The following is a 16,415-nucleotide window of genomic DNA, read 5'->3' on the forward strand; positions in this document are numbered from 1 at the left end:
CAAGCCGGTATCCCGAGTATGAATTCAAATCAGTTAAAAGATAATATAATATTAATATCAAGAAATTTTTCTGAACAACAAAAAATCGGAGATTTCTTCAGTAAGATTGATACACTCCTCGATCTCTACCAATCCAAACTCAAGAAACTTAAACAAATTAAAGAAGCACTATTAAAAAAAATGTTTTTATAGTTATATTTAATATATCAAAATATTATCAGTAGTTATTATTAAACAATATATTAATGTTTGGAAAATTATTATATGTGTTATAAACCTATTTTCATATTATCTTTTTCCAGAAATACTACTGTTTCGATGTGAAAAGTATTCGGAAACATGTCAAAACCTTGAATATAATTTATTTTAAAATTGTATGAGAGGAATTGTTTTAAATCTCTTGTTAGAGTTCTCGGATCACAAGATATATAAACAATATATTTAAATTTTAATAGTCACTCTATTAATTTACTATTCAAACCACTTCTGGGTGGATCTATTATAACTAATGAATTTGTATAGTCTATATTCTCTTGTTTTATTTTTTCAAAAGCATCACCAACTAAATATTTAAAATTAGTAAATTTGTTATTTTTTGCATTTAATATTGCATTCTGAACAGAAGATCTAGTTATATCAACACCAATTATATTTTGATTAATATCACAAGATAATTGTGAAATAACACCTACTCCACAAAATAAATCAATAAATGTTTTAAATTTATATTTTTTAATTTTGTTTTTTATTAATTTAAAAATTTCAGAACTTATAAAATCATTAATTTGAAAAAATGAATCAATATTGACTTTAAAATCCATATCATTAAGTTTCATTATAAAAGGTTCTTTTTGAAATAAATTTAAAATAGATTCTTCTTTTTGAATATTTAATTCAATTAGGTTATTTATATCATATAAATCATTTAATAAGGTTTTAGGAATATCAAATTCTTTATGTATTTTAATTAGAACCTGTGTTTGGTTTTTGTTATTAATTCTTAATGTTATTTCTTTAAAGAAGTTTAAATTATTATATTTCTTATACTCTTGAGTATAGTTATTTATTTTATTTATAATTATTCTTAATGTTTCATTCAAATTTTCTTTATTTTGAATTAAGTTATCTTGATTTTGATTGATAATTTGAGAATCGTTAATATATTCACCAAAATATGATTTATTTTCTTTGTTATATAAAGGATACTTTGCCTTATTACGATAATTATAGATTTCAGATGAAGGTACAAAGTTAGAAATTAAAGTTGATTCTATACCTAGATTTCTAGTTAATAGATTAATTAGATATGTAGATTTTTGTTTAATTTGTTCATTATAAGAAAGATTAATTAATGGAGCACTATTAAAACATAATAACTCATTATTATTTCTATGTTTAGATTTTATAATAAGTTTATTTACTTTTCCAAAAGCATATTTGCTATATTCTTTTGTAATTATGACTTCTGCTATTTCATCTATAAAAAAATTTGGTACAAAAATAGGTTTACTGAATTCCCTTGAAACTCCTAAACCTTCATAACTTATTTCAGAACATTTTAAAATAACTTTTTTATTCATAACAAATATATAGTATATCTATCTTTCCATATCTTTTTTGTTTATATATTTTTAAACCATCAGGAATAATAATTTTAGAAACATTATTTGTTTCTAAAATTATTTCACCATCTTGATTTAGTGCTTGTTTATTATATATTTTTAATAAAGTATTGTTTACTAAATCATATTCATTAAACGGTGCATCTAAAAAAATGAAATCAAATTGTTTTTGATTGTTTTCTAAAAACAAAAGTGCATCTGTATTAAAAGTTAGTATTTTTTCTTTTATATTTAAAGAAGTTATATTAGAAACAAGAGTATGATGAATATTTCTATTTTTTTCTATTGCATATGATATTTTTGCACCACGACTGATACTCTCAATACTCATTGCTCCTGAACCTGAAAATAAATCTAAACAACTTTTATCATTTATTTTAAATTGTAATGATGAAAAAATAGCTTCTCTTACCTTGTCAGTCGTTGGTCTGGTTATTTTTAAATCAGGTTCCATTATTTTTCTACTTCTATATATTCCGCTTATTATTCTTAACATACTCCCTCACAAAAAATTAAAATAAAAACAACTATTGTTGTTTTTATTTTAACACATTTATTTATTTTACAGTTATGGTACCATATAAGTCAATTAATTCTTTGAAAGTAGCAGATGGTTGGTTTATTTTTTCAAAATTTCTTGGAACTAAAACATCAGCATTATAAATAATAACTACTTGTTCTTGAGCATTACCATCAAAATGTTTATAAGCAGTACCTGCTCATTCTGTATCATTCACTGGTTGTTTAATAGATTTATAATTTCCATTATTTTTATTTAATTCTTTTAAAATTAAATCTACTGAATCACCGGCACCATTATTTATTTCAGTTAAACCTGTTATATCAAAACCAGATTGTTTTATAATAGAAGCAATAGAAAGAATTTTTAAATCTTTTTCTGTTTCATAATTTGAATTATTATTTCCGTAATTTAAAATGTTTCAATGTGAAATTCTTAAAGTATTATTTTCTTTAGGATAAAAACTAGTTGTTGATGTAGATGTTGAATGTGTATGTTTTAATTTAATATCAGTAAAAATAGGTGCATGATCTGAAATTTTAGAACGAATATTAGAGTTTTTTGAATTATTCCTTGTTCATCAATTAAAATTCTCAGGATTGTTAGTTATATTAAATTCCTCGAATGCTTTGTAAATATCTACTTTAAACTTAATATTTCGATTATCTGTATCTGAAACTGTATCATAAAATTCATCTTCACCATTTATATAATACATCTTATCATACGGATTTGCATATCCACCTTTTGTATTCAATGAAGTATAATAATCTTTTTTTAATGAATTAGTTACTTTATTTATATTACTTGGAAAAACATTATCAAAATGAAAGTTTTTTGCGTCAATATTTGTATCCCCACCAAACATTATTAATGAATTTGTTTCATTTGCTAATCCTTTGAAGTAATTCATTACTTGAGGTATTGCTATAAACTCTGAAAACTCTTGTGAACCATTTTTACCACCTTTTAATGTTTGGTGCTCAACATTTCCTTCTATATATCTTGAATTACTTGTTTTGCCTGGACTATCTAGATGATCAAAAATTGTAATTATTGATGGAGCTTTAGTATTATTTTTTAACTTAAATCTTGCTCCAAAAGGTGGTCTAACAAATACTGTTTTATTTGATTGATATGAATTTAAATCTGAACCTGTGTTTGGTTCGGATAAAGTAGGTTCTTCATTATCAATTGGTTTGATTGGTTCTTTAGGTGTTTTCGGAGTTGATGGTTGTTCTTTATTAACAGAATCATCTTTTGAATTATTTATATTTTTTAAATTAATTTCTTGAAATAGTTTTTTATTATCACCTGATTCTTTAAAAAATATTTTTAAGATTCCGGCCTCTTTATCTCAATCATATTCAAAATCTTTAGTACTTCCTTGGAAAGTTCCTTGGATGTTTTCGTTATTATATGAATCTTTAAATTCAATCAATTTGTTATTTGGATTTTTTCCAAAACCTTTAAAACCTAAATGTCCATCTTTGTATAAGTATAAAGATAATCCTTTTTTATATTTATTTTCTCTTTCAGAATTTTCTTTATATGAATATGCTTCATTTATTAATTCTAAAACACCATCTATATTTTGATTAATTAAAACAAATGGTTCTCTTATTTCCTTTTCTGAATCTTCATTATCTGAATCATTTTTTTCTATTAGAAATTCTTGGAATAAAAGATCTTCACCATCTTTTAATTTGTAATAAATTTTTAATTTATTAGATTCTTCATTTCAATCATATTCATATAAATTTTTATTTTCGTTTGAACTAATAATTGTTTCTTTTGTTTGATTATCTTTTAATTCTAAAAATAAATTATTCTCCTCATTATCAAAACCTATGAAACCTAATCTATTGTTTGTTTCATTATAATAAATATATTTTCCTTTATTATCTGAATTTTCTGAATTATTTTTTGATAAAAATGCTTTTTGTATTAAATTGTATAAATTAAGTTGATTTATGTTAAAGGGTTCAATATTATGTTTTTCTAGTTTTTTTGTATCTTCATCAATTATTTTAGTGTTTAATGTAATTTCTTGATTAAATTCTTGGTTATTAATTAAATACTTAACTAATAAGTTTCTTTGTTTTTTATCTCATTTTCATTTTAAATTATTTAATTTACTTTTAAGATATTCTTTTATTTTTGAATTTGTATTATTAAGTTTAATTTTAATATTTAAATCATTATTTAAAACAGCTTCGTTATCTTTAAAAATTACATCACTAAAAGTTTCAATATGAGAATTTAAATAACTAACAGTTTGCTTGTTATCTTCAATAGTAAATAAATTTTTTAATTCTTGATTATTAACTTCTGATTCAATAGTTTTTGTTTCTTGTTTAGTGCAACTTGCAGATAAAACAAATACTCCTGTTATTGATATAACTGAATTTAAAAATATCGCTTTTTTTATTTTAGACATTATCACTCCAATATAAAAATTATATTATTTTATTTTTTTAAAGATTAAATACTTTATAATTTACATCATTTTTTGTATTAAATTGTGAAATTATTTTAGTTTTTTCCATAATAACTAAAATATTAAAATTAAATATATAAAAATGTTGTTTTGTTATTATAGTATAAATAATAACTATAGTAAAACAATTTATGAAATATATTTATTAAAATTTTCATTAACATTTAGTTTTATGATTATTTTGAAAAATTTTTAATAGAAATTTAAATATAAAACTAAAATATTTGTATTAGAAAATAATTTTATTTTTCTTTTCTGAAGTGCTGTAAAATTATTATATAAAGATATTAAATCGAACACCTTAAATGTAGAAAGTAGAATAAATATTAAAAAATGATATTTAGATTTGGTTGAACCTGTCTCAGGGATTGTGAATTTTATGAATATAGTTTCAATACAAATCAAAATGTTAAATTAAATAAAAATGATAATGAACTATTATTTAAAATGAAATATTGTCTTCAAAAATAATTGAAAACAAAATGCCATTAAACCTTTTAAATAATAAAATGAGTGCTAAAAAATTAGCTAATTCTTTAGATATTAATACCTTGAATGAAACAATAGAAATAATTTGAATAAACTTTATTCAAAATCTAAAATTACTCTGGAACAAATCAATATAGTAAAATCCAATATAAATCAAAGTTTACTTAAAAAAACAAAGAGACTTTAAAGTGGGAAAAATATTCGGTGTATCTGAATATTTTTCCTGGTCTATTTTGACTTTATTGAAAATAAAAATATTAGTCAATCTTTTTTTAAATAAGTAAAACTAAAAACAGAAGATAGTCATGCAATAATGTATGTGTTATTACTAATATATTTGAATATAGAAATTTATCTTTTAAATGAATAATTATTATTAGAGAAATTTGTAAACTTTCATAATTAATTTGATAACTTAATTAAAAAAAAGATGTAATGCAGAAACTGTATTACATCTTTTTTAAAAGATAATATACTTTTATAATATTATTAAAAAATAATATAGTTATTTTTGTTATAAAATAAGTATTTAAAAAAATCAAAAACTATTTTGTAAAATTATCTTGATCTTCTGTATTAGAATTTACTGCTACAGTAGATGCTACAGTCATTGTTTTTGCTATATCTGCTAAATTAGGAGGTAAAATAACTTTTGTTCCTTTACCATTTGATAATTTACCTAATTCTTCTAATGATTTTAAAACTAGTATTTCATTTGAAATTTTAGATGAGTTCAATAGTTCTATAGCTTCTTTTTGTCCTTGTGCTCTTAAAATTTCAGATTCACGATCTGCTTCAGCTTTTAATAATTGAGCTGCTTTATCACCTTCTGCACGTAAAATTTGTGCTTCTTTTAATCCTTCAGCTTGTAAGATATTTGCTCTTTTTTCTCTTTCTGCACGCATTTGTTTTTCCATTGAAATCAAAATTTCTTTTGGAGGAGTAATATTTTTAATTTCAACTCTGTTTACTTTTACACCTCATGGATCTGAAGCTTCATCTAGAATTAAAGTTAATTTTTAATTTATTGTATCTCTTGATGTAAGAGTTTCATCAAGTTCTAATTCACCTAATAAGTTTCTTAATGTAGTAGCTACAATATTTTCAATAGCAAGCAACGGTCTTTCATGTCCATAAGCATATGCTTTTGGATCAGTGATTTGTAAGTATACTACTGTATCTACTCTAATTCCTGCATTATCTTTAGTGATTACATCTTGTTCCGGGAAATCAATTACTTTTTCTTTATAATCACTTTTTTTAACTACTTTATCTAGAAATGGTACAATAATTCTTAAACCATTTTCTAGGACTTTATGGAATTTACCTAATCTTTCTATTACTAAAAATTCTGTTTGATTAATTCTTTTTATGGACTTAATTAGTACTAAAATTAATAAAATTAATAAAACTCCAAATATTGATAAACCTATTATTAAACCTATCATTTGTTCTCCTTTATACTCTTTCTATATAAAAAATATTTCCTTTAATCTCTTTTATAAATACTTCTGTATTTTTTTGTATTATTCCTTGTTTTTCATATGAAATTGTTCTAAATTTCTTGCCATTAATAATTATTAATCCGTAATCTTCATTACTAAAAATTATTTCTTTTGATTCTTTTTGTAAAATATATTTCTTTTGAAAATCTATACCAATCATTTGTTCTAATTTTTGACCATATTTTATTTTATTCTTTAAAATTTTATATACTCCATAATAAAGTACTATTCATAAAATAATAAATAACAAAACTTGAATTAATATCATTCATCATTCATTGGATTTAATAAATATACTAATAAATAACGAGGGTATTGCAACTAATGAAGTCATTCCAGATCAAATTCCTGTTGTAAATATTTCTACTAAAATAAACAATAAAATTATAATTGATCAAAATACAATCATAAAAATTCACATATAAATCTCCTTTCCTTTTTAATTAAGTAAATAAATTGTCACGATACTTTTCTATTTCTCTTTTATAATATGTTTTTAAATCTTTTTTAATATATAGTTTAAATTCCTTTATATTAAAATCATTTTTATAGTGTATTTCATATATTGTATTTTCAACAACAGGTAGAAAGAATCTATCTTTTCTTCTTTTGTAAAAATTAAATATTGCATCAAATAACTCATCCAATTCTTTTGGAGTTGTTGGATTTTTAAAACTAGATATAAATCTTCAATATATAATTTCTGTTTCACGAGATAAATATGTCGAATTGAGATTTTGAAAAGATATACTTTTTTCATTCATTATCAACTGATATAACTTATTACAAGATAATTTTAAATAATTAAATAAAAGCCTTTTTGTAGGCGTTTCAGCTATATAAAAATCAAAAATAATAAAAATTATTGAAGTCAAACTGACAAAAATAGAAATTAAAAAAATAAGTATAAAAAATGCTAGTTGAAACTTTGAAAACAATTTATATTCATAATTAAAAAAGAAAGTTATAGGAATAAATATTGGTGTTATAAAGCATATCAAAGAAAAAGGTACAAGCGTAAGATCGCGAACTGAAGTTTTTGCAGCTCATGAAATATTTTTTTTAGGATTTTTTATATAATGTTCATTATACTTTTTTCTTGTTAGTATATGTGCTTTCTTTAAAAATATAAATGAAAATAAAGTTAATATAATAGTTAAAATAATCCTTATATAATAAGATAATATCATAATTAATTTAAATTATCCTTTAAGGAATAATTTGGTAATGTCCTTATATATTTCCCTTTTGTTTTATCATTTACAACAGTTAAATTATTATAATAAAGGAATAAATAATCTTTATTTAAAAGTTCATTTAGTGTATATTCTTCATCTGTATGTATATTTTTAAATATTAAATTTCTTCCTCCAAAACCACCTTGATTATATTCACCATATTGTTCAGTTTCATTTACTACAACAAATTTAGTTATACTTTTTAAATTCAAAAGTCTTTTGTGATTTAGATTTACTTTTTCATAGAAGTCAAAAATTATTTTACTTCTGTTTCTTATTGATTGGATATCATTTCACAATGAATCTGCACTAAAACCTATACTAATTATATTTGCTATTCCTGAAAAGTGTGATTGAAGTTTCTTTGGAAATAATGATTCTAGATTTTTGGTAAATATGTTATGAAAAAAAGAATTTGTTAGCATATTATGAACATAATTTTTATCATTGAATTCTTTGAGTATTATTTCTAATTTTGCTTTTTGATATAATTGATATTTTTGGTATAAACCTATAGAAATTGATGCTGCAGTTAAAAGTCCACCTAATATCCCTGTTGTACCACCAGTAAAAATAGAAACAATATACAAAGCAGCTTGTGCTAGACCTAATGCTATTTGTATGGAATTTAAAATTTTAGAAAGCTCTTCTATTTTTAGTAAATCTTCTTGATATTGAATTATATTATTATAAATTGTTGAATATTCTTCCTTGAGTTTATTTATTTCTGCATAAATAATTTTTGAATCATATTCGCTTCCTGCATTAATATAATAATTTTTATCACTGTCAATTTTAATTCTTTCTTTTTTAATTCTTAGTTTATTATTTTTTACTTCTTTATTAAATTCTTTTTTATAAGAAATTATGTTTTCTATGGACTTATTTTTAAATAAATTTATGTTTTCTTTAAGGAATTTTTTATCAGTGTTTAATTTAAAAATTAGTTCATTTTTCTTTGTAATATCTATATCTAATTTTTTTATAGAATTTAATAATAAATTTTCTAATTCAGAATCTGTTAAATTTTGAAATCTTGTTTGGTAAAAACCTTTTCCATTTATTATTTTGCTTATAATTTCTTCTGAATTATTATTAATTAATACATTATTTAATTGTTGATTATGTACAACATTTAATGTGTGACTTAAATAAGAAGTATTCTCTATAGCAGTCAAAATTTTAGTTAGTTTCATTTAAATATGACTTCTTAATAGGATAATTCTTAGTTATTTCTTTAACTTCTTTTTTTAAATCGTTAATTATTTGTTTAGCAAAGAATTTATCGTTTTGGATTTTATGATAATTACTTAACAATCTATGAATTATAAGTGCAAGTTGTTCTCATTTATCAAAATCTCTACTTGTCATTGCTGCAGTTCCAAGTCTAATTCCACTACCTTCATTTGGAGATAATGTGTCAAATGGAATTGAATTCTTATTAACAGTGATATTTATTTTATGTAATAAATCTTCTGCTTGTTTTCCAGTTATATTATATGTTTGTAGAACATTAATCATAAATAAATGATTATCAGTTCCACCACTTATAATTTTTGCACCTAATTCTTTGAATTTATTGCAAAATATTTGAGAATTTTTAACTATATCAGTTGCATATTTTTTAAACATAGGAGTTAATGTTTCATAAAAACCTATCGCTTTTCCTGCAATTGAGTGAAATAATGGACCACCTTGATAACCAGGAAACACTCATCTATCTACTTTTTTAGATATTTCTGGATCGTTTGTCATTATTATTCCACCTCTTCCTCCTCTTAATGTCTTATGAGTAGTAGAAGTTATAATATGTGCATAACCAACCGGACTAGGATGGACTCCACCTGCTATTAAACCAGCAATATGAGCAATGTCAGCCATTAATTTTGCACCAGCTTTATCTGCTATTTCTCGAAATCTTTTAAAATCAATAATTCTTGAATATGCTGAATAACCACAAATTATTAAATCAGGTTTTTCTTTTAGAACTTGTTCTTGAATTGCATCATAATCTAAAACTTCATCTTTTGATAAATCATATGAAACAGAATTATAAAAAATCCCACTAAAAGATATTTTATAACCGTGTGTTAAGTGACCTCCTGAACTTAAGGATAACCCCATTATTTTTCCACCACTTGGTACAACTGAAGCTATTGCTGCTGCATTTGCAACTGACCCTGAATATGGTTGTACATTTGCATATTTAACACCAAATATTTGTTTTAATCTATCTATAGCTAACTGTTCAATAATGTCAACGTTTTCACAACCACCATAATATCTTTTATATGGATATCCTTCTCCATATTTGTTTGTTAAAATACTTCCTTGAACTTTTAGAACATCTTCTGATACATAATTTTCACTTGCTATTAATTCTATATGTTCTTGTTGTCTTTTTAATTCACTATTTATTGCTTTTTGTATTTCTGAATCACTTAATTTAATGTTTTTATACATTACTTACCTACTTATTAAATTTTTCGTTTAAGTTAACTATTGTTTGATTATCTGCTGTAATTCTTAATGTAACATTATGAGAATTTTCTTTTTTAAAATCATCTACTTGTTCAATAGAGTAAATGTTTCCTCTGCACTTTAAGTCTTTAATGATTGGATTTATGTATTCATTATTTTGTAATTCAAATGTTAAATCAACAGATTTTAATGGTTCTGTGTTTATATTTTCATATTGAATTTTTGATTCTAAGTTTATATCAAAAAACTCTGCATAAAAACCATTTGTAACATCATGTTTAGGATGAATTTTTCCTATTCAACCTATTAATTCTCTTTTGTAATATATATATGCAGAAACATTTGGATGAATATATGAATTATCTTTTAGTGGAACAAAATCTATATCTAACGATAAGAAATTAATAATATCTTGTTTGATTTCATTAAATGATTTTGTAGTTGAAGCTAAACCATAGACAATATGATTATTGTTAATCATTCCTTTTTCGAAAATATTAACTTGATTTATTTTTCTCTTTTGATTGTATTCAATTACTTCTTGTAATGACGTAACAATTGAATTTCTAATACTTTCTCTTTCTTTTGATACAAAAGTTAATAAATTGATATCTTTATCAAAACCAAAGACATTAATTTTATTTTTTTCTTTTGAAATTAATGAAAAAGTCCTTACTTCTGAATAACCTTGATGTTGTAATATTTTTTTACTAATATCATTTTTATAAATCATAACAGGTAAATTTCTTATAGGTTCTGGAATAAAATTATCATATGAATAAAATCTAAAGAATTCTTCTATAATATCTTCAAATAAATTAATATCATATCTATATTCAGGTATGATGATATTATCATTATCAAATTCAAAACCAAGTTCATTTAGTTTTTTAATAACCTCTTGAGATTTTTTGTTATTTAAAATATCAAAACCTGCATATAAACTTAATTTTTCTTTATCTCATTTTATAATCTTATTTTTAGGGACTTTAATTTCATTAATTATATTTGAAGTTTCAAGTTCAGAACAATAACTTTGAATATATTTCATTGCTAAATTTGCCATATAATGAGTTATAGGTCTAGAGCCTTGATTCGATGAATTAGAAGTGATTTTAATTTCTTTTGAACCATGTCTAATATATTTTGGATCAAAAACCCCGATTTCGAATAAATAGTTATTGCTATTTAAATCTGTTTTAGTATTTTCGAGTCCCATTACACTTGCAATAGAAATAGGTTGATTATCATTGTATATACATAATACATCTAAAACATTAACTTCTTTATTACCTAAGATATTTAAATTTCCTGAGTATAAATTACTATTTAGATTTTTAGATTTTAATTTGTTTGTATTATAAACGTGAGCAGGAATACCAAAATTAATTAAAACTAAATTTGTTAAATTAACAGATCAATCAAATAATGAAGAAATATTATGTTTAGCAAGTAATGTTTTTTCATATATAGATATTTCTTTATTTCCATTAACCTCTAAAAAAGATAATCCGTTTGACAATCCATTTTCTGCTTTAAATTTACTTTCAAAAGTATTCTGAGGTTCACTAAGTGCAAAATTAAATTCTGTATTAAAATAACTTGCTAATTCTTTTGCTATAACATAATAAGAATTTGCATCATTTCTATTTGCTGTAATTGAAATTTCAATTAAGTAGTCATTTAACCCTAATTTTTCCATTGGATCATCATTGATATTTGCAAAATCATTAGGTAAAACTAATAGTTGATCTTTTTGATCTAACAAGGTTCAATCATAACCTATTTCAGATCAAGCAGCCATCATACCTTGAGAAGGATAATCTTTTAATTTTACTGTTTTAAATGTTGTATCACCTTTTTTAGAACCTTCAGGAAAACAAACAATTAAATTACCTGGTTGTAATATTCTATTAGTTGTCTGAATAGTTAATTGTCCTATTTTTGTATTTAAAATAACTACATCTAAACGGTCAGAGTTAGGATTTTGAAAGACTTCTAATACTTGTCCAAATAATAAACCTTCTACGTTTGAAAAAGGTTGATTAGATTCAACTTCAAATCCTAAATTATTAAGTGCTTTTTCAACTTCAAGATGATTTAGTTTTATTTTTGGTAAAAATTTATTTAAATGATTTAGTGAAAGAATCATATTTGCTCTCCTTTGTTAAATTTCAATTAATTTCTTCGTTAGATAGTTCTTTTAAACGTTGATTTATTTTCAAAAATATTTCTGATCCATTAAAACCTTTATTAAAACTAAAAGGCGATGGATGAGAGGTATGCAAAACATTTTTTGAATTATGATTATTTAAGTTTAATTCTTTATAAAATTTTAATGCTTTAGTTCCTAGTAAAACAATAATTACATTAGGATTTTGATTAATAACTTCTTTTATTATTTCTTTTGTAAAACTTTGTCAGCCGAAATTATAATGAGAATTAGGTTGACCTTTTGACACTGTTAAAACTGTATTAAGCAATAAAATGCCTTGTTGTGCTCATTCTTGTAAAGAATTTGTTTTAATTACTGTATTTGGATAATTATTTAATAATTCTTTAAAAATATTTTTTAGTGAATGAGGAGTTTGTTTTTTATATGTTGAAAATGCAAGACCGTCTGCAAATCCATTATGATAAGGATCTTGACCTAAAATGATTACTTTTGTTTGATTTACTTGAAAGTAATCAAATGGTCTAAAGATATCCATTTGATGAGGGTAGATTTCTATGTTTTGAGTTTCTATGTCTTTTAAGGAATTATATATTTTTTGAAAATATGATTTTTTACCTTCTGATTGTAAAATTTTTAAAAAACTATCTTTCATTATTGAATTGCTCCAAAATTCTTAAATCATTTTTATATAAATCACGGATATCAGTAAAACCATATTTAATCATAGTTATTCTTTCGATACCTAATCCTGCCGCAAAACCATTATAATCGTTTGTATAACCTGCTAATTTTAAAACATTAGGATGTAACATTCCAGCACCCAAGATTTCTATTCATTTATTTTTATAAAAGACATCTACTTCTACACTTGGTTCTGTAAAAGGGAAATAACTTGGTCTTAATCTGATTTCTACTTCTTCTTCTAATACATATGATAATAATGATTTTAATGTTCATATTAGATTCGGAAAACTAACTTTTCCTACCGAAACAAAATCTAATTGCGTAAATTGATGTGAGTGAGTTGCATCATCTTCATCATTACGATAAACTTTACCTAATGCAAAAACTGCTATTTCTTTGTTCGGATTTTCTTGTAATATTTTTGCTGTAATTCCTGTGTTATGAGTTCTTAATAAAGTATTTTTATCAATATATAGTGAATCATGCATTGCTCTTGCTGGATGATCTTTTGGGATGTTTAATTGTTCAAAATTATATAAATCTGAAACTATTTCGCCTTCTTGTCTTTGATAATAACCATGTTGTATAAATCATTCTTTTAATCTTTCTTCAACAATAGTAATTGGATGTATAGAACCTTGTTTATTAACTGGTTCACTAATGTCTATAAATTCACTATTAATTTTATTATTTATTTGTATTTCTTTAATTCTTAAATCTGCTTGTTCAAAGAAATCTTCATATTGTTTTTTTAATAGATTTATTTTTTGACCTAATTCTTTTTTTAATTCAATAGGTGAAGTTTTTAATTGATTTTGTAATTCGAAAATTTCTCCTTTATTTCCATACGCTTGCGCTTTAGCTTGCTTTAAATCTTCTAGTGTATTGATATCTTCTAGTTTAAACATTATTTCTCCTTTGTAATTTCTTCTTTCAGTTTAGTTCAATAATTTTTTATATCTTTTTCTAGTTTATTATCTTGCGGGAAATAAAAAATTTCATTTTCTATTTCTTTTGGTAGATATTGTTGTGATACTCAATTTTTATGATAATCATGAGGATATAAATAATTAATACCATCACCTAATTTTTTTGCTGATGCATAATGTGAATCTTTTAAGTGTTTAGGGATTTGATAAATCCTACCGGATTCTAAAAATAACTTTATATTATCTCTTGATATAACAACAGAATTACTTTTTGGTGAACTTGCTAAATCAATAATTGCATTTGCTATTGGTAATTCGCCTTCAGGGAGACCTAATCTTTCGAAAACTTGAATAGCATTATGTGTTCTTAAAGCAACATTCGGATTAGCCATTCCTATATCTTCATATGCTACACATAACATTCTTCGAAATAAACCATCAATATCTCCTGTTTTTAAAATTAAAAAGCCATAGTATAATGAAGCATTAACATCACTGCCTCGTAATGATTTGTGAAAAGCAGATAAATTATCATAATGAGCACTCTGGTTCATGTCAGAGTAAAATGAAATGTTAGGAATAATAACTTTTAAATCTTCTTGTGTAATTTCTTTATTATCTTTTTTTAACAAAGCAAGTAATTGTAAGTTATTTATACTTGCTCTTAAATCACCATTTGAAAATCTTGCTAAATTTAATAAATTATCATTGCTAATATTTAAATAATTAAAATGTGAATTAATTATATTTCTTAAACTTTGAATTATTTCTGTTTCTGATATTTTATGAAATTGTAAAATTTGCATTCTTGAACGAACTGCTGGTGCTACTTTAAAATATGGATTTTCTGTGGTAGTGGCATAAACTATAATTTTGTCAAATTCTAAATATGATAATAAAATATCTTGCTTATCTTTATTTAATCTATGTATTTCATCGATAATAATGGCATCACAATTTTCTAAAATATCAATTAAATCTTTTTTTGAATTAATTGTTGAATTAAAATAACCATATTTCAATCCTAATTCATTAACCAAAACAAATGCTGTTGATGTTTTCCCAGTTCCTGATTCACCAAAAAATAAGAAACTGTAAGTTAATTTATTAACAATAACTTCTCTTAGTAAACTTTTTAAATGATTTTGTCCTACTATATCATCCATTTTTTTAGGTCTAAGTAAATTAGCGAGGTTTTTATCCATATTTTTTATATTATATTATGTTTATTATAATAATTAAATATATTTAAGATTTAAAATTAGTATAATATACAGTATTATGTATCAATCAAAATTAAACACAAAACAAACGCAAAAAGCAATACAAGATTTAAAAAAAATATTTCAACAAAATTTACAAAAACAACTTAACTTAACCAGAGCAACTGCTCCTTTATTTTTAGAAAAATCTACAGGTTTAAACGATGGTTTATCAGGTGAAAAAGCAGTTGTTTTTTCGCCTAAAAATAACGATATCACTTTAGAAGTAGTTCACTCACTTGCTAAGTGAAAAAGAAATGCATTAAAAGAATATCATTATGAAGTTGGTGAAGGAATTTATACTGATATGAATGCTATTAGACGTGAAGAAGAATTAGATAATACTCATTCATATTACGTAGATCAATGAGATTGAGAGAGAATTATTTCAAATGAAGATAGAAATTATGAATTTTTAAAAAACATAGTTAATAAAATATATGATTGCATTAAAAAAACAAAGCAGTATTTAATTAAAGAATATCCACAACTTAATGATGAATTGGCTTCTGAAGTATTCTTCATTTCAGCTCAAGAATTAGAAGATAAGTACCCGAATTATTCAATTAGTCAAAGAGAAGATTTAATAACTCAAGAAAAAGGTGCTGTATTTATTTATCAAATAGGAAATAAATTAAAATCAGGATTAGTTCATTCAAATAGAGCTTTTGATTATGATGATTGAAATTTAAATGGTGATTTAATTGTATATTCTAAAGTTTTAAATAAAGCAATTGAATTATCTTCTATGGGGATTAGAGTAAATGATAATTCAATATTAAAACAATCACAAATGTCTTATAATGAATTAATTAGTCTATCTCCATATCATAAAAATGTTTTATTAAATAAATTGCCATTAACAATTGGTGGTGGAATTGGTCAAAGTCGTTTAAGTATGTTTTTATTGGAAAAATCTCATATTGGTGAAGTTCAGGCAAGTTATTGACCAGATTCATATCGTGATGAATTATCTTCTTTAGGAATTAAATTATTATAAAAAAATAAA

At 23.0% G+C, this 16,415-nt stretch carries 13 protein-coding genes and 2 pseudogenes; 3 read left to right on the top strand and 12 right to left on the bottom strand.

From position 1 onward, the window contains the following. Nucleotides 1-192, top strand: a pseudogene (locus tag T405_RS03995) (hypothetical protein); the annotation flags it as partial. A gap of 77 nt (nt 193-269) precedes the next feature. On the opposite strand, the gene rlmD reads toward T405_RS03995, so the two are convergent. The 3 genes from rlmD to T405_RS01395 form a co-directional block, all read right to left on the bottom strand. Beyond that, nucleotides 270-1,580, bottom strand: a complete 1,311-nt coding sequence (rlmD, locus tag T405_RS01385) for a 23S rRNA (uracil(1939)-C(5))-methyltransferase RlmD (protein WP_051619528.1) — start codon at nt 1,578-1,580, stop codon at nt 270-272. Continuing rightward, a complete protein-coding gene (gene rsmD / locus T405_RS01390) occupies nt 1,573-2,118 on the bottom strand; it encodes a 16S rRNA (guanine(966)-N(2))-methyltransferase RsmD (protein ID WP_036430337.1) in 546 nt (181 codons plus the stop codon). Before rsmD ends, rlmD begins: the two co-directional genes overlap by 8 nt. Nucleotides 2,119-2,179: 61 nt before the next feature. Further along, the gene (locus T405_RS01395; RefSeq protein WP_036430339.1) at nt 2,180-4,582 is read right to left on the bottom strand and encodes an exonuclease/endonuclease/phosphatase family protein; all 2,403 of its coding nucleotides are present in this window, start codon (nt 4,580-4,582) and stop codon (nt 2,180-2,182) included. 515 nt (nt 4,583-5,097) lie between these two features. On the opposite strand from T405_RS01395, the gene T405_RS03830 reads away from it, so the two are divergent. Continuing rightward, nucleotides 5,098-5,268, top strand: a complete 171-nt coding sequence (locus tag T405_RS03830) for a hypothetical protein (RefSeq protein WP_156951222.1) — start codon at nt 5,098-5,100, stop codon at nt 5,266-5,268. Nucleotides 5,269-5,676: 408 nt separating this feature from the next. On the opposite strand, the pseudogene T405_RS01400 reads toward T405_RS03830, so the two are convergent. From T405_RS01400 to T405_RS01440, 9 genes and pseudogenes are all read right to left on the bottom strand, one after another. Next, nucleotides 5,677-6,579 (bottom strand): annotated as a pseudogene (locus tag T405_RS01400) (SPFH domain-containing protein). Nucleotides 6,580-6,589: 10 nt separating this feature from the next. Further along, complete coding sequence (locus tag T405_RS01405) at nt 6,590-7,057, bottom strand: NfeD family protein (RefSeq protein ID WP_051619529.1); 468 nt, start codon at nt 7,055-7,057, stop codon at nt 6,590-6,592. 22 nt (nt 7,058-7,079) lie between these two features. Beyond that, complete coding sequence (locus T405_RS03835) at nt 7,080-7,400, bottom strand: hypothetical protein (protein ID WP_156951223.1); 321 nt, start codon at nt 7,398-7,400, stop codon at nt 7,080-7,082. Between the two features lie 428 nt (nt 7,401-7,828). After that, the gene (locus T405_RS01415) at nt 7,829-9,070 is read right to left on the bottom strand and encodes a hypothetical protein (RefSeq protein ID WP_036430343.1); all 1,242 of its coding nucleotides are present in this window, start codon (nt 9,068-9,070) and stop codon (nt 7,829-7,831) included. After that, on the bottom strand, nt 9,057-10,337 hold the full coding sequence (glyA, locus tag T405_RS01420) for a serine hydroxymethyltransferase (RefSeq protein ID WP_036430345.1): 1,281 nt from the start codon (nt 10,335-10,337) through the stop codon (nt 9,057-9,059). Before glyA ends, T405_RS01415 begins: the two co-directional genes overlap by 14 nt. 7 nt (nt 10,338-10,344) lie before the next feature. Further along, nucleotides 10,345-12,507: a phenylalanine--tRNA ligase subunit beta gene (locus tag T405_RS01425; RefSeq protein ID WP_036430347.1), complete on the bottom strand. Its 2,163-nt coding sequence runs from the start codon at nt 12,505-12,507 to the stop codon at nt 10,345-10,347. Further along, nucleotides 12,479-13,183: a uracil-DNA glycosylase gene (locus tag T405_RS01430; RefSeq protein ID WP_036430349.1), complete on the bottom strand. Its 705-nt coding sequence runs from the start codon at nt 13,181-13,183 to the stop codon at nt 12,479-12,481. The genes T405_RS01425 and T405_RS01430 overlap by 29 nt, the downstream gene beginning before the upstream one ends. After that, nucleotides 13,173-14,123, bottom strand: coding sequence for a phenylalanine--tRNA ligase subunit alpha (pheS, locus tag T405_RS01435; RefSeq protein WP_036430351.1), 951 nt, complete (start codon nt 14,121-14,123; stop codon nt 13,173-13,175). Before pheS ends, T405_RS01430 begins: the two co-directional genes overlap by 11 nt. Next, nucleotides 14,123-15,349, bottom strand: coding sequence for a replication-associated recombination protein A (locus tag T405_RS01440; protein WP_036430353.1), 1,227 nt, complete (start codon nt 15,347-15,349; stop codon nt 14,123-14,125). The genes pheS and T405_RS01440 overlap by 1 nt, the downstream gene beginning before the upstream one ends. A gap of 76 nt (nt 15,350-15,425) precedes the next feature. Here T405_RS01440 and asnA point away from each other — a divergent pair, with 76 nt between their 5' ends. Next, the gene (gene asnA, locus T405_RS01445; RefSeq protein WP_036430355.1) at nt 15,426-16,406 is read left to right on the top strand and encodes an aspartate--ammonia ligase; all 981 of its coding nucleotides are present in this window, start codon (nt 15,426-15,428) and stop codon (nt 16,404-16,406) included. Nucleotides 16,407-16,415 lie beyond the last annotated feature (9 nt).

This window comes from Mycoplasmopsis felis ATCC 23391 (genome assembly GCF_000701865.1).
GTDB lineage: Bacteria > Bacillota_I > Bacilli_A > Mycoplasmatales > Metamycoplasmataceae > Mycoplasmopsis > Mycoplasmopsis felis.